A 19,491-nucleotide genomic window follows, 5' to 3' on the forward strand; every position below is an offset into this window, starting at 1 on the left:
GGGGTGATGGCGATGTATGGTTACCGGTCGGATTTCATCCACGAGGGTAAAATGAGGATGCTCCTTACGAGAGAACCAGCGGTTCATTCCAATGACTTGGATACCTATCAAGTGAATATGCTGCGGTTTAACGAAGTTCCTCAGTTGCTTCCAATAGAAATTAGGGAAATCGATTTTGAGGTCACGTTTTTGTACGATATTAGTGGTAAAAAAATGCTGGAGCAGGTTCTGCGTTCATTACAGATTACTGCAATTCAATATTTTGAATGGATGATCCAACTGGTCAACGTGTTGGAAGGATGCCGTGCATATATGCTGCATCCGAATCAGATTCTGCTTCATGAGCGTTTTATTTATGTAGATGGGCACTCCTGGAATAGCAGTCTTTATACAGCGTACATCCCAACAGAAGAACCTTTGCACCCCCAAGCGGGGCTAGAGGGATTGAAGAGATTAGGCATTTTGCTCTCTTCCCATGTGAGCCATTGGGATGGTGACGGCTTTCAGCGTCTTGTCCAGTTGTTGTCACAGGAGGGGACGACTCTTGCAGATGTACGAGGCTTGCTGCAATCCTTAATTGTGGGCACAGCAAGCGGCACTTCTGCGAACCCCAATCAATCTGGACGAGGGCAGTTTTTCCCGGGGAGCGGTGAAAGGGATGAGCGTGAACCTAAGCAGCAGGTTGCTTATGGACAAGCTGGCTTGCACAATGAGCAGGGGAAGAACAGTTGGAATTCGACGGCGAAGCCTTTTGCAGATGGGCAAGAGCAAATACCTGTTACATCTGCTGCATCAATTTCGAATCCTGCCATGGAGAGATATGATCGAGAGCATAGCATCCATTCGGGAACAGATACGGCTAACGAAGCAATAACACCGATACCCAAGAAGTATACCTTGGTAACCTCGGTTGTCGTAATTGCAGCAGCCGGAATAGGTTGGAAGTTCGGATATATGTCTCGACCTACATCGGAGGTATTCACTTACACTGTCATTTGGAACATTGCTGTCATAGCACTGGGAGCGATGTATTTAACGGGGATTCCCAGCATGTGGTGGAGCAAACGATTCTCTCGGAAGAAGGACAGCCGAGTTAGTGCTGATGAACAGGATTTCCAACCAAGCTCCAGCCATGGGTGGAATAATCCGAATAGGCTTCCCGACTTTTTGTCTATGGAGTTGTCACATCTCCCTCATCCTGCAGATGCGAGGGATGCACACAGCAGTCATGCAAAAGGGGGCCAGCAGCATAAGGAATTCGTTCCCTCTTCCCCTACATGGACTAGGGGGTCATCAGGAGGTTATATGAATGGGCAAATAGCCCCTCAAGCAACAGTCTCAAGTTCCGTTATCGCGGGAATAGGGCAGCAACAGGGGATTGGCATGCCGGCTAGTACCTCTCAATTGGGGCTACAATCCTTCAACAATGAGCTGCGATCACGGTCGGGTGATGGGATGAATCAAGATCCGATTATGTCAACGGCTGATCGCTATTATGCTGCTTTAACCGAACATACGGTAATGCTAAACCCTTCGAGCATTGATGCAACGGTAATGCTTGGAGAAATGGAAGAGCAAGGGGAAGGTTCGCAGCAGGAACCATATCTGCAGCAGCTCGATGAAGCGGGAATAACTGTGGTGGGAACTCATCCACTCCGTGGATTTCCATTCATAATAGGGCGTGCTGAGCAAGGGGTAAGTCATCGAAATGATAGCATGGGGGTATCCAAGCACCATTGTGAATTGATTCGCACGTCAGAGGGCAACTTAGAGCTTCGGGATTTGGGATCGAGAAATGGAACGGAGCTGCAGGGTGAACTATTGATTCCCTACAAGCTGTACCCGTTGAAGGATGGGGATAAGCTCGCAGTTGCTCGTTCGCAGTATATCTTCCGAGCTGGTTAGAAGGGTCAGATAGTGTGTCTGACCCTCTTTGTTATGTCATGCCGTTCTTACTTAGTAGCTAAGGTCAATCATGTGAAGGATTCTAATATATACATCAGTTAAATCTAAGATTTACATCTACAACATTGCGTTTCATGTAAGTACAGTCGCACTCCCATTCGAAATGATAATCAGATGCTTTCTGATCATCGGGATGTAGTGCGATTTCTCCCCGAATTACGCAGCTCGGTTAGCGCCTTCTCCAGCGTTCCATAATGGAAGGTGAAGCCATGCTCCAGAGCTTTAGCGGGATAGACACGCTGCCCTTCCAGCAATAGTGAGGACATTTCCCCGAATAGAAATTTGAAGGCTATAGCAGGAACGGGCATCCAATGGCGGCGATGGTATACTCGCGCAAGCGTTCTGCCGAAGTCGTCGTTCGTTACGGATTCGGGGGAAGAGGCGTTGACAACTCCCTCAATCGAGTCTTGCAGGACAAAATCAATCAGCCGAACCATGTCCGCAATATGTATCCAAGATAAAGGCTGCTTCCCAGAGCCTATTCGTCCTCCAACGCCCAGTAAATACGGCAGCTTCATCATTGGATATGCCCCACCTTCATTGGCGAGCACTGGCGCAATCCGCAACTTGACGCAGCGCGCGGCCGGAACGCGATCTGCTGCATCTTCCCATTGGTAGATGACATCGGTCAAGAAGTCATCTCCACCCGCATTGCTCATCTCATCGAATGTCCCTGTCTCGGAAGACCCATAAATAGAGATGCCTGAGGCGCTAATATAGATGGGCAGCTTGCGGGACAGCTTGCCCGCCCATACCGCAATTCTTCTTGCAGGAACGATCCGTGACGAGAGGATGCGATTCCTTGCGATATTCGTCCATCGCTGATTAATCGTCTCGCCCGCCAGATTGACAACGGCATCCACGTTATGGCAATGCTCAGGGCAATGAGCAAGCTCCGACCAGCTAATAGCGTGAATGGAACTTCCTCCCTCATAGGCATGTAACTTCGCTGGAGAGCGGGTAACGACGATGAGCTCATGTCCTTCTTGAAGCCAGAAGTCAACCAGAGCTCTGCCGATTAATCCAGTCCCGCCGCAAATCATCACTTTCACGTCTTATCCCTCCTAACACGTTAATGGAATGGATAGAACTAAGATGTGATTGTACTCGATTATGATTTTGTGTAGGCGCATCCATTTCTACTGCTGGGAAAGTCTTGGATCATTTGTTAAGCAAATGTTTATATGGCGTATAATCAATTCCATTATTGTCGAGAAATTTAACGAGGCTTCGATAGTCTCGCTTGGGTGTGGCCATGATGTAGCCTTGAATGCAATGATCCTGCGTTACTTCCGTCGCACCGCTCTCACAGGCTACCTGCCCGATCTTGGCTGCGATCGAATGACGTGCAATATCACGGAAGGCGGATGGAACTGGCTCAACAAGCTTCTCCAGAAATGCTTTGGAGTCGTCAGTCCATAGGTTTCGGCTCTGCTCTACCCAGTAATTTTGCCAATCGAGCTTCGATTTCCCGTCATTCATCGGAAGCACTTTCATAAACTTGCGGAACATGAAGTAGCCGCCAATCGCCATGAAGCCTAAGAGGACGAATGTCCAAAATGCGATGGAATTCATAAACCAACGGCCTGGGCCATCGACAGCCATTGGAAACAGGGTGGACGAGCTAAGCATAATTTCTCACCTCATGTGTTTTGGTACTTTTTACTAAGATGCTTACATCGAATTATACCCCATTCCTAGCATTATTTCGATAATCCTTGTAGAATAAGGGGAAATGATTTTGAAAGGAGCAATTACATGTTGAAAATTGGATCACACGTTTCGTTTTCCGATAAAGGGCTGTTGACTGCTACAAAGGAAGCTTTGTCTTACGGGTCAAGCTCATTCATGATATATACTGGGGCGCCGCAGAATACGCGTCGTAAGCCGATTGAATCGCTATATATTGAAGAGGGCAAGGAATTGATGGAGAAGCACGGCATCGGTGAAATTGTGGTGCATGCGCCGTACATTATTAACCTTGGATCGTACAAGCCGGATACGTTTGAGCTGGCCGTTAATTTCCTCCAAGAAGAAATTCGCCGCACAGACTGCATCGGTGTGAAAAATATCGTTCTTCATCCAGGTGCTTATACCGACAAAGATGCTGAGTTCGGGGTCAACCGGATCGCTGAGGGCTTGAATGAGGTACTGAGCAATACGAAAGATACGGACGTCAATATCGCACTGGAAACGATGGCTGGCAAAGGAACAGAGGTTGGCCGGAGCTTCGAGGAAATTGCCTCGATTATTGAGAAGGTTGAGGACAACCATCGCCTAACTGTATGTATGGACACATGCCATATTCATGATGCTGGTTATGATATCGTCAATGATCTTGATGGCGTATTGGAGCAATTCGATCGTACTGTGGGACTGAATCGAATCGCCGTTGTTCATATTAATGATAGCAAGAATCCACTTGGAGCCGGCAAAGACCGCCACGCACCAATCGGTGCAGGAATGCTTGGCTTTGAAGCGATTCAACGCCTCGTGCATCATGAAGGGCTCGCTGGCCGTCCATTTATTTTGGAGACACCGTGGATCGGGAAGGACGCGAAGAAGCAGCGTCCGATGTATGAAGCGGAAATCGCCCTTCTACGCGGTGATGTAGACAAGCGTTTCGGTGCAAGCTTTATCCCTGATGTGGAGCGCCTTGAGCATTTCTTCAAAGAGCAGGATGTATCCCCTCGTGATTACGTATTGACGACATGGGATGTTATCAAGAAGGATGCAAAAGCAAGAAAGGCAGATCCGCGCGAGCCGATGGAACGTCTCTATGATATGGTTGCTGAAGCCAACCTGTTCCCTGAATTGAATGAGGAAGAGATTAATCAGCGTCTGACTGTTTGCTTGGCTGGACAAGCTGCCTGGAAATAAGCTGCTATAGCTTGTGTGTGTGATTAAGTCGCAGCAGAAGCAGAGCATCCCGAAGGATACAAGTAGGTTGTACGGGGAATTTAGGAACGAGTGAAGCATGAAGATAGCATGGGATGCAGTAGAAAAATCATGATGGGGAATCTATGTAAGATTTGCAGAAAGCAACGCTAATTCATGGAGGAGAAACAAAGATGACGCACCAACACACGATGGTTCATGCCCTTCAGCAGGCTGGGGAACAAGCCCGCAATCGCGCACGGATGTTAATTTCTTGCCCGGACCGAGCTGGTATCGTCTCTGCTGTATCTAAATTTCTATATGAACATGGAGCGAATATTGTCCAGTCCGATCAATATACAATGGATCCAGAGGGCGGCATGTTCTTCATGCGCATTGAATTCGATATGGAGCAGCTTGATGATAAGCTGCCTCAATTGCAGGCTGAATTCGAGTCTATTGGCTCGGAATTCAAGATGCAGTGGAGAATTGCTTGCGTGAGCAAGAAGAAGCGAATTGCCATCTTTGTCTCGAAAGAGGATCATTGTCTAGTTGAGTTGCTGTGGCAATGGCAAGCAGGCGATCTCGATGCTGAAATCGCGATGGTGGTGAGCAATCACCCGGATATGCGTGAATATGTAGAGTCCTTCGGAATTCCGTATGTTCATATTCCAGTAACATCAGGCAACAAGCCAGAGGCTGAACGCCAACAGCTTGAAGCAGTTGAAGGCAAGGCTGACCTGATCGTATTAGCGCGCTATATGCAAATTATTTCGCCGAAGTTTATTGAGAAATATCCGAATCGAATTATTAATATTCATCATTCGTTCCTACCGGCATTTGTTGGCGGCAAGCCGTATCAACAGGCTTACACCCGCGGCGTGAAGCTGATTGGAGCAACAGGCCATTATGTAACGGAGGAGCTTGATGGCGGGCCGATCATCGAACAAGACGTTCAGCGCGTAACGCATCGTGCGGATGTGGATGAACTGAAGCGTATCGGCAGAACGATTGAGCGTGTCGTCCTTGCTCGTGCTGTGCATTGGCATATTGAGGATCGAATCCTCGTTTATCAGAACAAAACGGTTGTGTTTAATTAAAATGATGGTATACTGGCTGTCTCCGGCTTGCAGTTGAATCTGCGGCTGGAACAGCTTTATTTAATTGCTCTGGTTAGGGATTGAACACCACTATATAATCCCACTGTTAAGTTGAGCATGAAGTTCGGTTATACTAGATCTTGATATCCATAGCTTTTCACACGTTAAAGTAGCATCGAATGGGCTAGTAATGGTACAATGAATGCAAAATAGAGCACAGCGTACAAGCTTGGTAGTTACGCAATTTCATTTGTTCTGTATAGCTTTCAGCTTGTGATGAGTAGGGACAAGGAGGAAATCAGCAATGACTGCAAACCAAATGAATATTGACGCGCTATCGGTGGCAGCGATTCGAACACTTGCCATTGATGCGATTGAAAAAGCGAAATCCGGTCACCCGGGCATGCCAATGGGTGCTGCTCCAATGGGATACCATCTGTTTGCGAAGGCGATGACGCACAATCCGACCAATCCAACATGGATTAACCGCGACCGTTTCGTTCTTTCCGCTGGACATGGTTCCATGCTGCTGTACAGCCTTCTTCACCTCAGCGGATATGACCTTCCTATGGAAGAAATCAAGAATTTCCGCCAATGGGGAAGCAAAACTCCAGGTCATCCGGAGTTCGGACATACGGCTGGTGTAGATGCAACGACAGGTCCACTCGGACAAGGGATTGCAATGGCTGTAGGTATGGCTATGGCAGAGGCACAACTGGGTGCAACATATAATCGTGACGGCTATTCCGTTGTCGATCATCATACGTTTGTTATTTGTGGTGATGGAGATATGATGGAAGGTGTTGCTAGTGAAGCAGCATCGCTTGCAGGTCACTTGAAATTAGGTAAATTAGTCGTATTATACGATTCGAACGATATTACGTTGGATGGCGAATCCGGTCTGTCCTTCAGCGAGAACGTGCGTCAGCGCTACGAGGCTTATGGCTGGAACACGCTGCTTGTTGAAGACGGCAACGATCTTGCTGCAATTGCGCAAGCGGTTGAGAAGTCGAAGCAGGATTCCAGCAAGCCGACATTGATCGAAGTGAAGACCGTAATCGGATACGGAAGCCCGAACAAGCAAGGCAAGGGCGGACATGGAGGTACACACGGTTCTCCACTCGGCGCTGATGAAGCGAAGCTGACGAAGGAATTCTATCAATGGGGACACGAGGACTTCTTCGTGCCTGAAGAGGTATACAACCACTTCGATACAAATGTGAAGCAGAAGGGCATTCAGGCGAACGAAGAGTGGAATAAGATGTTCCAAGCTTATCAAGCTGCTTACCCTGAGCTTGCGAAGCAATTCGAAACTGCAATTAGCGGACAGCTTCCTGAGGGATGGGATAAGGATCTTCCGGCATATGCGGCAGGAGACAAAGCATTGTCCACCCGCGTCGCATCTGGAAATGCCTTGAACGGTCTTGCGAAGAACGTTCCGAACTTGACAGGCGGTTCTGCTGACTTGGAAAGCTCCACAATGACACACCTGAATGATCTGACTGCGTTCCGTCCGGGTCAATACGACGGCCGCAACATTTACTTCGGTGTGCGTGAATTTGCAATGGCGGCGGCAATGAACGGTATGGCATTGCATAGTGGTGTGAAGGTGTTCGGTGGTACGTTCTTCGTATTTACGGATTACCTGCGTCCTGCTGTTCGTTTGTCTGCATTGATGGGATTGCCAGTCACATATGTATTGACGCATGACAGTATTGCAGTTGGGGAAGACGGCCCTACTCATGAGCCTATCGAACAGCTTGCGTCTGTACGAATCATCCCGAACGTAACAGTAATCCGTCCAGCAGATGCGAATGAGACATCCGCTGCATGGGCATACACATTACAGAACCAATCTAACCCAGTCGTGCTTGTGCTTACTCGTCAGAACCTACCTATCTTGGAAGGCGGCGTAGCTGCTTCCCGCGAAGGTGTTGCACGCGGAGCTTATGTTGTGTCCGATGCGAAAGACGGCAAGCCTCAAGCGCAAATCATTGCGACAGGCTCTGAAGTTCAATTGGCGATTCGCGCTCAAGAAGCATTGGCTGAAGAGGGCATTCAAGTACGTGTTGTCAGCATGCCAAGCTGGGATCTGTTCGAGAAGCAATCGAAGGAGTATAAAGACTCCGTATTGCTTCCAGATGTGAAGGCTCGTCTTGCAATCGAAATGGCTTCACCATTTGGTTGGGAACGTTATGTAGGAGACCAAGGCGACATCATTGGTATCTCCACATTTGGCGCTTCCGCTCCTGGAGACCGCGTTATCAGCGAGTACGGCTTCACTGTTGAAAACGTAGTGAGTCGTGTAAAGGCATTGCTGTAATACACGAAACGAATGAAGCAAATCACTGGATAGGGGAAGATTCGATTCACTCCTATTTAGGTGCAAATAAGAATAAGTTCGTTCTCTAGCCGATTAAGGCGAGGGGGCTCGGCAATGAACAAGGCCGCTTAACGGGTACCAGAGATGGAAGTCCCCTGTTGTAGCGGCCTTGTTCGTGTTGTGATCTATTTTATCTGTAAATATCATCCTAATATTGGGTCTGAACTGATATAATAAAATTTATATATTAAATCATTAAGGATAGGGCGAGGAGTAAACGAGTGAAACAGAAGCAAAATCATTATGCGACCGGTATCGCAGCCGCCGGGCTGTCCTATATTATTTGGGGCTTCCTTCCGATCTATTGGAAGCTGCTCGGCTCTGTGCCAGCAGCAGAGGTATTGGCTCATCGGATTATTTGGTCATTAGTATTCATGATTGTCCTGTTGGCATTGCTGGGGAAGTGGAAGTCCACTATGGCAGAAATCAAGCAGCTGCTCACCCATAAGAAACAAGCTATAAGTATCATTGTGGCATCCGTTGTAATTAGCATCAACTGGCTCGTTTATATTTTTGCTGTGGAAAGTGCGCATGTAGTGGAAGCAAGCCTTGGATATTATATCAACCCTTTGCTTAATGTCTTTCTCGCGACATTTTTCCTGAAGGAGCGGTTGACGAAGACGGAGTGGTCAGCAGTTGGCATCGCAGCAGCAGGGGTTATATGCCTGACCGTATATTACGGCAGCTTTCCTTGGGCAGCGTTGACGCTCGCGACAACATTCAGTTGTTATGGACTCATTAAGAAGAAGGTATCTGTAGGCCCATGGACAGGGTTAACGGTGGAAACTTTGATCATGACGCCGTTTGCGCTTGTATTTCTTTTCTTCTTCAATCCTAATGGGATCCCGCTGTGGGATAAAGAAGCGTCTATTATCATGCTGCTAATGGGAGCGGGAATTGTAACGGCAATTCCACTGCTATTATTCGCTACAGGTGCGAAGCGAATATCATTTACCCTTGTAGGCTTCCTGCAATATATTGCACCTACGATCATGTTGCTGCTTGGCTTGTTTGTGTTCGGGGAAGAATTTACGACTCCACAGTTTCTTGCATTCGCCCTGATATGGATTGCATTAGCTGTATTTTCGCTCTCTCGAATCGTAAGGAATACCAAAGTGTCCAAGCAAGCTTCCCAAGCTCAGAATCCTTCGGACAGCTCATATACAGCTTCGTAGAGAAAAGCTCATTATGCAAAGTGAACGCTCTGTTTTCACAAAAAAAGCTTATCATACAAGGTCCGCAGGTTTCGTAGAAAGAGACCGTCTGACAATGCAGAAAATGCAGTAGTGAAGATGAAAAGCTTATTAGTGAATAATTCATTGGGCTTTATCGTGAGTATCAGAAACTGAAACGAATAATGAAAGGGAGTGTCGGTGTATTCCGTGCACTCCCTTGGTATATAAATCATCTTAGAATTAGGCTTATCCTACTCGTTGTTCTTGCTTTGTCCGATCGGGTGACCAATCCATTGCTCGTAGATTTTCACAAGTGAACATAAATCCTCTTCCCCAAAGCCTGCCGTTTGGCCCATTTGGAACAAACTCTTGGCAACCTCCAGCATAGGTGTCGGAGACTGCATCGTGTCAGTCAGCACGGAAGCGAGCTTCAAGTCCTTCAACATTAACTGCAGGGAGAATTGATTGTCGAAGTTGCCTGCAATAATCTTCTCACCTTTCAGTTCAGCTGCCTTACTGCCTGCACTGCCGTTGCGCACAACCTGAAGGAATGCCTCGGGATTTACGCCTGCCTTGGATACCATTGCAAACCCTTCTGCCAGAGCGGCATTGTTAATGCCGACAATTGTGTTGTGGGCCAGCTTCGTGATGGAGCCGCTGCCATTAGGACCCATATGAACGATCATTCGTCCCATTGCTTCCAACACGGGCATAGCTTGTTGCAGGGCGGTCTCTTCACCGCCGACCATAAAGACAAGTGTTCCATCGACGGCTGCAGGCTTGCTGCCCGTTACAGGAGCATCAAGGAACTGGGCTCCCCGCTCGGCGCAAGCTGCTGCGAGCTGTTGAACCAGAGAAGGAGATATGGTGCTGCAGTCAATTACGATATGACCAGAGCGAACGCCTGCGAGCACCCCGTCTTCTCCGTAATAGATCGCTTCTATGGAGGAATCATCACTAACCATGGTAATTACGACATCGGATTGTGCTGCGGCCTCACGCGGTAGATGTACGGCAGTCGCACCTTGCTCAACTAATGGAACGGTTTTATCTGTGGAACGATTGTATACGGCTACTTCGAATCCTTTGCTAAGCAGATTGGCTGCCATTGGCGCGCCCATCGTGCCTAATCCAAGTACTGCTGCCTTCATTGTCTCTCATCCTCTCGCACTGTGAATGATTCGCATGATTTCGATGATGTTAGTGTACCATATTTGTCAGTGGCGGAGACAAGGAATCAAGCAAACAAAGCAGCAGAGAAAGATGGTGAGAGCGTATTCATATGCAAATTTATGCAATGTTATAAATTTATTTTATCGTGGAATCCGGTTCAATGAAACGCGTTCCCTTGTGTTTCCGTCCAAAATCCAGTATCCTATGACTATATTGATTTTCGTGGGTTAAAGTGGCAAAGTCAACCAATACTCGAGGAGGGTGTACGATGGCAAAAAAAGTGCACTTTGATTACAGCAAGGCGTTGACGTTCGTAAGTCAGCATGAAATTGATTATTTTAAAGAGCCCATTCGCTTAGCGCATGAGCAATTACATAATAAGTCAGGAGCAGGTTCCGATTACCTAGGCTGGATTGATCTACCTTCCGCTTACGATAAAGAAGAATTTGCGCGCATTCAAGCAGCAGCTAAGCGCATTCAATCGAATTCTGAAGTGCTTATTGTTATCGGGATTGGCGGCTCCTATTTGGGCGCTCGTGCAGCGATTGAAATGTTGAGCCATTCCTTCTACAACATGCTTCCGAAGGACAAGCGCAACACGCCCGAGATTTACTTCGCAGGCAACAACATCAGCTCGACTTATATGACGCATCTAATGCAATTGATTGAAGGCAAGGACTTCTCAATCAATGTTATCTCCAAGTCGGGTACAACAACGGAGCCAGCAATCGCATTCCGTATCTTCAAAGACCTGCTCGAGAAGAAGTACGGCAAGGAAGAAGCGAAGAATCGTATCTTCGCTACTACGGATCGTGAGAAGGGCGCACTGAAGACGCTGGCAACGGCAGAAGGCTACGAGACATTCATCATTCCAGATGATGTAGGCGGCCGCTACTCCGTATTGACGCCGGTTGGTCTATTGCCAATCGCAGTCGCTGGCATTGATATTGACGAGATGATGCAAGGTGCTCGTGATGCTTCGGAAGAGTTCAGCAATCCGAACGTCGAAGAGAACCTCAGCTATCAATACGCAGCAGCACGCAATGCGCTGTATCGCAAGGGCAAGACAACAGAAATTCTCGTGAACTACGAGCCATCCCTTCACTATGTGTCGGAATGGTGGAAGCAGTTGTTCGGCGAGAGCGAAGGGAAAGACAACAAAGGGATCTATCCATCCTCCGTTGACTTCTCGACTGACCTTCACTCGATGGGGCAGTTCATTCAAGAAGGAACTCGCAACCTGTTCGAGACGGTTATTCAAGTAGAAGAAGTGAAGCATCACATCACGATTGAAGAAGATGCTGATGATTTGGACGGCTTGAATTTCCTCGCAGGCAAGACAGTCGACTTCGTGAATAAGAAGGCATTCCAAGGCACTTTGCTGGCACATACAGACGGTAATGTACCGAACTTGGTAGTGACGATTCCAGACATGACGCCATATTCGTTCGGATATTTGGTATACTTCTTTGAAAAAGCATGCGGCATCAGCGGCTATCTGCTCGGAGTGAATCCGTTCGATCAGCCTGGTGTGGAAGCATACAAGAAAAATATGTTCGCCTTGCTCGGCAAACCAGGATTCGAAGTCCAAAAAGCGGAATTGGAAGCAAGATTGTCCGAATAAGCGGGCGGCAAGAGTTAACAGCTTAGATAGGCAACAAGCCGTGAAAGCAGTTCTCCAACATGGGGGGCTGCTTTCTTGGCAATCTCGGAAGGTGAATCTTCATGCTAGAACAATATAAGACGTTGCGCCAATTTGGCAGCAAGGAGATCGTCATCAAGAAGTCGCGCTTTATCGGTTATGGCAAGCCAGTTGCCAACGAGGAAGAAGCGATTGCTTTTATAGAAGAAATCAAGAAACAGCACTGGAACGCCACACACAATTGTTCCGCCTACGTCATTGGCGAGCGGGATGAGATTCAGAAGGCATCCGACGACGGAGAGCCAAGCGGCACGGCAGGCAAACCCATTCTGGAAGTGATGAAGAATCAAGGTCTGAAAAATACCGCCATTGTCGTTACACGCTATTTCGGGGGTATTCTGCTTGGGGCAGGCGGCTTGATTCGGGCCTATACAGATGGAGCTGTTGCAGCGATTGAAGCGGCAGATGCGATTGTGAAGGTGCTGCATCAAGAGGTTTTTGTAGAAATCGATTATACTTGGCTTGGCAAGCTTGAGAATGAATTGCGAAATAGAGAGACGAGGATGGGAGAAACGCAATTTACCGACAAAGTGACATTGACGTGTTTGCCCGTTGTGTCGGAAACAGAGCGGTTTATGGCGTGGATTACGGATTTGACGCAAGGTCAAGCCGTTATTCGGAAGGGAGATTCTATTTACTATATCGAAGGGGAATAAGGAGAACAACCTCTATGCCAAGAAAAGCAGTGGATCAAGAGCTATCGCGAGAGCGAATCTTGGAAGTGGCGCGCCACTTGTTTGTCACGAAAGGATACCGCGCTATCTCCATGCGAAGTATCGGCCAACAATTAGGGTATAGCCACGGATCGCTTTATTATCATTTCAAAGACAAAGCGGAACTGTTCTACGCGCTCGTACAGGAAGATTTCAAGCGTTTGGGACGGCTGTTCGAACGTGTTATGGTTCAGGCTCCTTCCGATGGGTTGTCCAAGATGGAGCAGGTGATGCTAGAATTCATCCGCTTCGGTCTCGAGCAGCCGCACCACTATGAAATTATGTTTATGACGCGGGATGAAGAATTGCTCGCGTATGCCCGCTCAGAACAAGGTCGTTGCTTGGAATTGTTCTCGACGATTGTGAGACAGACGCTCGTGAGCAGCATTCATACCGAGCAGGAACGACATAATATCCCACGAAGCATTTTTCTTGCCATGCATGGATTCATCTCCTTTTACATTCAAGATCAAGTCACCTTTGATGAGGTGAAGCCGGCGGCGCTAGCTCACGTTCGCTTCTTATGCCGCAGAACGCTGGAGTCAGCACAGACGGCATAGTCACTTGCATTCTTATTTCAATGATAAATCGATATAAAAAAGCTCTTCTCACGTTTCTGTTCTCCTGCACATATAGTGACGATAGCCCAGCTTCGGGTTATCGGCATGTGTGTGAAAGGCAATTAGACGTAAGGGGGCTTTTTTATGTTAAAGCAATACAGTGACTTGTACTTACATGCACAGGTCATCAGGATAAAACATCTCCATCTTATGGTGTACACTCATGCCAATACTTCGATAGGAGTGTGTCTTCATGATTGAGTATATAGTACAGCCTGGAGATTCCTTGTTCACGATTGCAAATCGGTATGGGGTTCCGGTGTCTTCCCTCATTCAAGCGAATCAATTAACGAATACGGATGTTGTATATGTGGGGCAAGTGCTTCGATTCCCTGTGGGTGGAGGGGGGACATTTCCATTTCCGCCGCCACCGCCTCTCCCGCCAACGCAACCATTTCCTCCTTTTCCAGGAGGGATCAATTTGGAACAGCGTGTTACGATTCTTGAACAACAAGTTCGCCGCCTTCAGCGGGAAGTCGCGCAATTGCAAGGCAGAGAAGTGACGAGCAGTTGAATGGCCTGCTCGATGACAGGGTGTCCAATGTGTTGGGCGCCCTTCCTCTTGCAAATAGACGGTGAAGATGACAATATTGTAAGCTGAATTGTGACCAGATTCAGATGCTCATTCTACAAACTTCATGTAAAGTAGTAGGTATGGGGAATAGAGAGGTAGAATCCAACCATACCGATGGGATGAAGCGGGGTAGATGAAGGATGAAGAAGGCAGCACTGCTGCTGGCGGTCGTGGCGATCAGCTGGCTGTTGGCAGGATGCGGACAAGCCGTTCAGCATACATACGACAAGGTGAATCAAGTCGTAACCGATTATGGCAAAGAGAAATCGATTAATAAAGAGAAGGTCCTTCTTATTGTGAAAGAAGAACTGTACAAGCTGTATGATGTTCAGATCAATGATCAGGAATGGAACCTGATATGTGGGTTTTCAAAATATTTTCCGAACCAAGAGGATACCAAGTCGGATGAAGGACATGTTGCCTTTATTGGCACGATCAATGGAATGGAGCAGCGGCGGGGCGGCATAAGCGGTTTCTATGGGGAAGTGAACCTGAAGACGGGAGAGCTATACAAGCTCGGCATTCTGAGGCCGTCTGCAGAAGGGAATGTACGGGGTGACGATACAGGAGAGCTTCAGGTGAAGGCGCGAGCTTTTATTGTAGACCGATTGCAAGCGAATGAACGAACACTTCGAATCCTTTCGGAGAAGGGCCAGGATCGTGGAGTCTTTCTATTTCAAGATTCAGATAGCGGGATGCGGTATTGGATTCAGATGCATGTCGAACAACAGAAAGTAACCTTATTCAAAAAATGGAAATACATGTAAGCAAAGTCCGTCTGATGCAGGAAATGCAATCGGCGGATTTTTTTGTGCTTCCATCTGGGGAATCGAAACGGCGGCTCCATCGTCCATATCACATGAAATTGGGTTATCACCTATCATAAGGGTTTCGAATAAGTTGCATAAGGTTCACTTACAGATTGGGCGTTATAAATCAATCTTTGTATTGACGGTGTCATCTATTTTTTGGTAAAGTGGTGAAAACCATTACCGAGTAAAGAAGTTGGAATAATGGACATAAAGAGTTGAGTTTACGTAGATGGAGGGACGAAGGTGAACGCAGTACTGCGCTATCGTGGAGCGTTGTGGGGGTTTCGAACCACGCTGCTTCTATACGTATTTTTGCTGGTTGTGGTACCACTTGGCGGCATATATGCTCAATCGTTCTATGGCGGTTGGAGCACATTTGTAGACAGTCTCATGGAACCTCTTGCATGGCAATCAGTGGCGCTGACGTTCCGTCTGGCGATCATTGCAACGGCGATCAACGTTGTCATCGGAACATTGTCGGCTTGGGTGCTCCACCGCTATCGTTTCGTCGGGCGAACTTGGCTGAATAGCTTGGTAGACTTGCCATTCGCTCTGCCCACCGCGGTAGGCGGGTTGATGATCCTGCTTCTGCTCGGGCCAGGAAGCTTCGTTGGGAGATTGGCAGAATCTATGGGGTGGAGAATCGTTTTCGCAGAGCCCGCTATTGTAGCTGCCATGGTCTTCGTCACTTTTCCCTTCGTCATTCGGGCAGTTCAGCCGCTCTTGGAAGAGGCCGACTTGTCTGAAGAAGAAGCCTCTTATACGCTTGGCGCGTCCCGTATGTACACGTTCACTCGTGTTACGCTGCCGCGTATGAGGCCAGGCATTGTGAGTGGTGCAATGCTTGCCTTCTCCCGGGCAATGGCTGAATTCGGAGCAGTAGTGCTCGTCGCTGGGAACATACCGGGGAAGACGCTCGTTGCATCTGTATACATTTTCGGTGAAATTGAAAGTGACCACCCTCAATCGGCAGCAGTCGTTTCTGTCTTATTGTTGACCTTATCATTCATAGTCTTATGGGCGATTCATTGGATACAGAACCGGAGGAAATCGTCATGAAGCATACTCCTTATCATCAGCCCAATTCTTCAGAAGAACCGCATCAAGTGCTAACTGCCTCGCAATCCTCAGCAGCTGTACATGATCCACGCCCACACTCACGCTCTAAGCTGCAGTTGCTGCTTATCATTCTGACTTACGCTGTATTTATTACATTACTTATTGCTCCCTTATTGCAAATGCTGTTGGGAGCTTTCCAAGGTGGTTGGGGTTCAGCCCTCGCCTCCCTGCTTCGGCCTGAGTCGCTTCATGCACTTGGAGTTACAGCAGCAGTCGTAGGCGTTGTGACGCTGCTTAATGTTGTGTTTGGTGTATGGTTATCGATCGTCCTCGTAAGAGGGGGCTGGTTAAATGGTTTTGTTCGACGATTACTCAATGCGATTATCGATCTTCCTTTTGCGGTATCCCCGATTATAGGCGGATTTATGATTGTACTCTTGTTAGGCCCGCAGACGATTATGGGGACGTTATTTGCGAACATGGGCGTTCAAATCGTATATGCGTTCCCGGGTATGGTGCTTGCCACCTTATTTGTGACATTCCCGCTGCTTATCCGAGAAGTTGTGCCTGTCCTGCAGGAAATTGGGACACAGCAGGAAGAAGCTGCGTCGATGCTTGGCGCTTATGATTGGACTACCTTCTGGAAGGTAACATGGCCATCTATACGATGGGGGGTGCTCTATGGAGTCGTTCTAACCATAGCTCGTTCCCTTGGTGAATTTGGCGCCATTCTTGTCGTATCCGGCAATATTATGAACAAGACGCAGACCGCAACGACACTTGTATACCAAGACGTGGAGAACTTCAACATTACGGCGGCCAGCAGCTTGGCCCTAGTACTTGTATTCAGTTCGATCATCCTGCTGCTCTTCATGGAATGGGCGAAGCGTCACGCAGGACGCAAAGGAGTGCATTGACGATGCATATTGAGGTAAATCAGCTCAACAAATGGTTCGGTTCCTATCATGCAGTGCGTGACGTCAGCTTCTCCATTGAAGCGGGTCAGCTTATCGGCTTGCTCGGACCGAGCGGTGGCGGGAAGACTTCTGTACTGCGCATGCTAGCTGGCCTAGAGCAGCCAGACAGCGGTGAAATTCGATTCCAAGGGAATCGGGTCAATGAAATCCCGCCCCAGCAGCGCGGCATCGGCTTCGTATTCCAGCAATATGCGTTGTTCAAGCATATGACTGTCTATGACAACATTGCCTTTGGGCTGACGATTCAGAAATGGCCCAAGGATCGCATCCGTGAGCGGGTTACAGAGCTGCTCGAGCTAACCGGGTTGTCTGGGATCGAGCGCAGATATCCGCACCAGCTGTCCGGAGGCCAGCGCCAGCGTGTAGCTTTCGCGCGTGCATTGGCCCCTGAGCCACAGCTGCTGCTGTTGGATGAGCCATTCGCTGCAATTGATGCCAAGATTCGCAAGGAGCTGCGAAGCTGGCTGAGGGAACTGATTGAACGGGTTGGCATTACCTCCATCTTTGTTACCCATGATCAGGATGAAGCGATTGAAGTTGCAGATGAGATCATGATTATTAATCAGGGAAGTGTGGAGCAAAAAGGGACACCGTGGGATATTTATCAGTCTCCGAATACTCCATTCGTAGCTGAATTTATTGGAGAATCGACGATTATTTCGGATCTGGACTCTCTTCGGGGATTCGAGACTCTCTCGTCGTCACTTCAGACGGCTATTCCTTCCTCAACTAATCCTATAGAAGCTGTACTAGAGACTCCATATGTTCGGGAGACGATTCAGGAAGGAGCCGAATTCAAGGCATTGATTCGACCTGAATATATTGAGGTAGGCTTGCCTGGTGAATTGAAAATGGCATCTGCCTGCATACACGGCACCGTGAAGTCTCTTCAATTTCGTGGGAGTGAGTGGATGGTGGCCATTGAAGTTGGCGACATGATATTGAAAACATATCGTTCATTGGAGAAGCCAATGCTGCAGACGGGGGATTGGGTGCAGGTGCTCGTCCATCGCGTCTATGTGTTCGAGGGGGGTCGGAGTTGGGTAGTGGAAAATGTGTTAAAAGAAGACCCAATGCCGGTTCATATTTGAACACGGATCGTGGTCGAGGGATGAGGACGTCCAAGAGTTGGATTAAGACCAGAGATAGGCTTACGGCAATGATGGCGGTGCTCATACTCTCACTCCTTGTGGTACTGCCGGGCTGCAGCAGTGAGTCAGCCAGTCAAGACGGAAATGGGACCGAGAGAACCTTAGCCATGAAGCAGATTTCTGCTTCTGACAAGGATACGGTGACCATCGTAATCGGTGCCTACTCAGTTGTGAAGGACGCGCTAGGGCGCATACTCCCACAATTCGCTGCTGATTGGGAGGCGAAGACGGGGAAGAAGGTTGTCTTTCAGGAATCTTATGAAGCCTCCGGTACTCAGGCCAGAGCGATAGCCGGCGGGATGGAAGCGGATGTAGCCCTTCTCGCCATGGAAGGGGATATAGATAAGCTCGAACGTGCGAAGCTGATTAACTCAGATTGGAAGCAGCAGGATGCTTATCAGGGAATGGTTACTCGTTCTGTTGCTGTCATAGGTACACGGAAAGGCAATCCTCTCGGCATTCGGGATTGGACGGATTTGACCCGTGAAGGGGTTAATGTCTTATACCCGAACCCGAAGACATCAGGTGGAGCACAGTGGGATATTAATGCCATATACGGAGCAGGGTTGAAGATGGCAGCTGAGCAAGGGAAGGATGGGCCACCTTTTGCCAAGCAGCTGCTGATGCGCGTCCATCATAATGTACTGTCCATGGATAAGAGCGGCAGAGCGTCGATGGCGGCATTTGAGTATGGTGTTGGGGATGCAATCGTGACCTACGAAAATGAGATCCTGTCCCGCAAACGTGAAGGCGTACCTTATGAAATGGTTCTTCCTAAGCATACGATTCTAATCGAGAATCCAGTTGTTGTTGTGAGGAAATATGCGAGGAAGCACCAAGTTGAGGAAGCTGCGGAAGCGCTCGTCGATTATTTGCGTGAGCCGAAGGCGCAGCGAATGTTCGCGGAAGCAGGCTTCCGCCCTGTGAATGAGCAGGTTGCTAATGAGACTATCGAGATCTATCCCGTCCCAGATGGCTTATTCTATATCGATGATATGGGCGGATGGGATGAGGTCAGGGAGAAATTGTATAGTAGCCGGGGAATATGGTATCAAGTGTTGGCGGGAATAGAATGATCCTGCTATTGAAGTATAGGGATATCAACGCGATAGATGATTTAGGAATGAATAGTAGGGAAATGAGGGGGTAGATCCGGTGTCCTCTCTTTTTTCATTTTTTGGAATAGGGGAACGGAAAACAGAAAACAAGA

Annotated in this window: 17 protein-coding genes; 14 read left to right on the top strand and 3 right to left on the bottom strand. The window is 48.2% G+C overall.

Annotated features, from left to right (window positions below; all coding sequences use genetic code 11):
- Positions 1-12 precede the first annotated feature (12 nt).
- Entirely contained in the window at positions 13-1,905 is a 1,893-nt protein-coding gene (locus RQP50_RS01770; RefSeq protein ID WP_315742776.1) for a DUF6382 domain-containing protein, read from the top strand.
- Between the two features lie 185 nt (positions 1,906-2,090).
- On the opposite strand, the gene RQP50_RS01775 is transcribed toward RQP50_RS01770, so the two are convergent.
- Both RQP50_RS01775 and RQP50_RS01780 read right to left on the bottom strand, forming a co-directional pair.
- Positions 2,091-3,017 carry a TIGR01777 family oxidoreductase gene (locus RQP50_RS01775; RefSeq protein WP_315742778.1) on the bottom strand — a complete coding sequence of 309 codons (927 nt, stop codon included), beginning with the start codon at positions 3,015-3,017 and terminating at the stop codon, positions 2,091-2,093.
- Positions 3,018-3,126: 109 nt separating this feature from the next.
- Positions 3,127-3,597, bottom strand: a complete 471-nt coding sequence (locus tag RQP50_RS01780; RefSeq protein WP_072727363.1) for a DUF2621 domain-containing protein — start codon at positions 3,595-3,597, stop codon at positions 3,127-3,129.
- Positions 3,598-3,723: 126 nt separating this feature from the next.
- Between RQP50_RS01780 and RQP50_RS01785 the strand changes: the two genes are divergently transcribed.
- The 4 genes from RQP50_RS01785 to rarD all read left to right on the top strand — a co-directional run bounded on the left by RQP50_RS01785 (position 3,724) and on the right by rarD (position 9,500).
- Positions 3,724-4,845, top strand: coding sequence for a deoxyribonuclease IV (locus RQP50_RS01785; RefSeq protein ID WP_072727362.1), 1,122 nt, complete (start codon positions 3,724-3,726; stop codon positions 4,843-4,845).
- Between the two features lie 191 nt (positions 4,846-5,036).
- Complete coding sequence (purU, locus tag RQP50_RS01790; RefSeq protein WP_072727361.1) at positions 5,037-5,942, top strand: formyltetrahydrofolate deformylase; 906 nt, start codon at positions 5,037-5,039, stop codon at positions 5,940-5,942.
- Positions 5,943-6,246: 304 nt separating this feature from the next.
- Positions 6,247-8,265: a transketolase gene (gene tkt / locus RQP50_RS01795; RefSeq protein WP_072727360.1), complete on the top strand. Its 2,019-nt coding sequence runs from the start codon at positions 6,247-6,249 to the stop codon at positions 8,263-8,265.
- A 281-nt stretch (positions 8,266-8,546) separates the two neighbouring features.
- A complete protein-coding gene (gene rarD / locus RQP50_RS01800) occupies positions 8,547-9,500 on the top strand; it encodes an EamA family transporter RarD (RefSeq protein WP_072727359.1) in 954 nt (317 codons plus the stop codon).
- 251 nt (positions 9,501-9,751) lie between these two features.
- On the opposite strand, the gene RQP50_RS01805 is transcribed toward rarD, so the two are convergent.
- Positions 9,752-10,651: an NAD(P)-dependent oxidoreductase gene (locus tag RQP50_RS01805; RefSeq protein WP_072727358.1), complete on the bottom strand. Its 900-nt coding sequence runs from the start codon at positions 10,649-10,651 to the stop codon at positions 9,752-9,754.
- 290 nt (positions 10,652-10,941) lie between these two features.
- On the opposite strand from RQP50_RS01805, the gene RQP50_RS01810 reads away from it, so the two are divergent.
- The 9 genes from RQP50_RS01810 to RQP50_RS01850 all read left to right on the top strand — a co-directional run bounded on the left by RQP50_RS01810 (position 10,942) and on the right by RQP50_RS01850 (position 19,357).
- Entirely contained in the window at positions 10,942-12,297 is a 1,356-nt protein-coding gene (locus RQP50_RS01810) for a glucose-6-phosphate isomerase (RefSeq protein ID WP_021256372.1), read from the top strand.
- Positions 12,298-12,398: 101 nt separating this feature from the next.
- Positions 12,399-13,031, top strand: coding sequence for a YigZ family protein (locus RQP50_RS01815; RefSeq protein WP_028531700.1), 633 nt, complete (start codon positions 12,399-12,401; stop codon positions 13,029-13,031).
- 14 nt (positions 13,032-13,045) lie between these two features.
- On the top strand, positions 13,046-13,648 hold the full coding sequence (locus RQP50_RS01820; RefSeq protein ID WP_021256370.1) for a TetR/AcrR family transcriptional regulator: 603 nt from the start codon (positions 13,046-13,048) through the stop codon (positions 13,646-13,648).
- A 253-nt stretch (positions 13,649-13,901) separates the two neighbouring features.
- On the top strand, positions 13,902-14,222 hold the full coding sequence (locus tag RQP50_RS01825; RefSeq protein WP_315742788.1) for a LysM peptidoglycan-binding domain-containing protein: 321 nt from the start codon (positions 13,902-13,904) through the stop codon (positions 14,220-14,222).
- A 200-nt stretch (positions 14,223-14,422) separates the two neighbouring features.
- The gene (locus tag RQP50_RS01830) at positions 14,423-15,049 is read left to right on the top strand and encodes a hypothetical protein (protein WP_072727356.1); all 627 of its coding nucleotides are present in this window, start codon (positions 14,423-14,425) and stop codon (positions 15,047-15,049) included.
- Positions 15,050-15,337: 288 nt separating this feature from the next.
- Complete coding sequence (gene cysT / locus RQP50_RS01835) at positions 15,338-16,153, top strand: sulfate ABC transporter permease subunit CysT (RefSeq protein ID WP_021256367.1); 816 nt, start codon at positions 15,338-15,340, stop codon at positions 16,151-16,153.
- Positions 16,154-16,263: 110 nt separating this feature from the next.
- The gene (locus RQP50_RS01840; RefSeq protein ID WP_072727728.1) at positions 16,264-17,070 is read left to right on the top strand and encodes a sulfate ABC transporter permease subunit; all 807 of its coding nucleotides are present in this window, start codon (positions 16,264-16,266) and stop codon (positions 17,068-17,070) included.
- 2 nt (positions 17,071-17,072) lie between these two features.
- Positions 17,073-18,221 (top strand): sulfate/molybdate ABC transporter ATP-binding protein, encoded by a 1,149-nt coding sequence (locus RQP50_RS01845; RefSeq protein ID WP_315742791.1) that lies wholly within the window; start codon positions 17,073-17,075, stop codon positions 18,219-18,221.
- A gap of 20 nt (positions 18,222-18,241) precedes the next feature.
- A complete protein-coding gene (locus tag RQP50_RS01850) occupies positions 18,242-19,357 on the top strand; it encodes a sulfate ABC transporter substrate-binding protein (RefSeq protein WP_315744530.1) in 1,116 nt (371 codons plus the stop codon).
- Positions 19,358-19,491 lie beyond the last annotated feature (134 nt).

This window comes from Paenibacillus suaedae (assembly GCF_032337355.1).
GTDB lineage: Bacteria > Bacillota > Bacilli > Paenibacillales > Paenibacillaceae > Paenibacillus_B > Paenibacillus_B suaedae.

Coding starts and splice junctions, on each gene's coding strand:
- RQP50_RS01830 (WP_072727356.1), top strand. CDS start 14,423: ATGAAGAAGGCAGCACTGCTGCTGGCGGTCGTGGCGATCAGCTGGCTG.
- RQP50_RS01820 (WP_021256370.1), top strand. CDS start 13,046: ATGCCAAGAAAAGCAGTGGATCAAGAGCTATCGCGAGAGCGAATCTTG.
- RQP50_RS01780 (WP_072727363.1), bottom strand. CDS start 3,597: ATGCTTAGCTCGTCCACCCTGTTTCCAATGGCTGTCGATGGCCCAGGC.
- tkt (WP_072727360.1), top strand. CDS start 6,247: ATGACTGCAAACCAAATGAATATTGACGCGCTATCGGTGGCAGCGATT.
- RQP50_RS01770 (WP_315742776.1), top strand. CDS start 13: ATGTATGGTTACCGGTCGGATTTCATCCACGAGGGTAAAATGAGGATG.
- purU (WP_072727361.1), top strand. CDS start 5,037: ATGACGCACCAACACACGATGGTTCATGCCCTTCAGCAGGCTGGGGAA.
- RQP50_RS01825 (WP_315742788.1), top strand. CDS start 13,902: ATGATTGAGTATATAGTACAGCCTGGAGATTCCTTGTTCACGATTGCA.
- RQP50_RS01785 (WP_072727362.1), top strand. CDS start 3,724: ATGTTGAAAATTGGATCACACGTTTCGTTTTCCGATAAAGGGCTGTTG.
- RQP50_RS01845 (WP_315742791.1), top strand. CDS start 17,073: ATGCATATTGAGGTAAATCAGCTCAACAAATGGTTCGGTTCCTATCAT.
- RQP50_RS01805 (WP_072727358.1), bottom strand. CDS start 10,651: ATGAAGGCAGCAGTACTTGGATTAGGCACGATGGGCGCGCCAATGGCA.
- RQP50_RS01815 (WP_028531700.1), top strand. CDS start 12,399: ATGCTAGAACAATATAAGACGTTGCGCCAATTTGGCAGCAAGGAGATC.
- RQP50_RS01810 (WP_021256372.1), top strand. CDS start 10,942: ATGGCAAAAAAAGTGCACTTTGATTACAGCAAGGCGTTGACGTTCGTA.
- RQP50_RS01850 (WP_315744530.1), top strand. CDS start 18,242: ATGAGGACGTCCAAGAGTTGGATTAAGACCAGAGATAGGCTTACGGCA.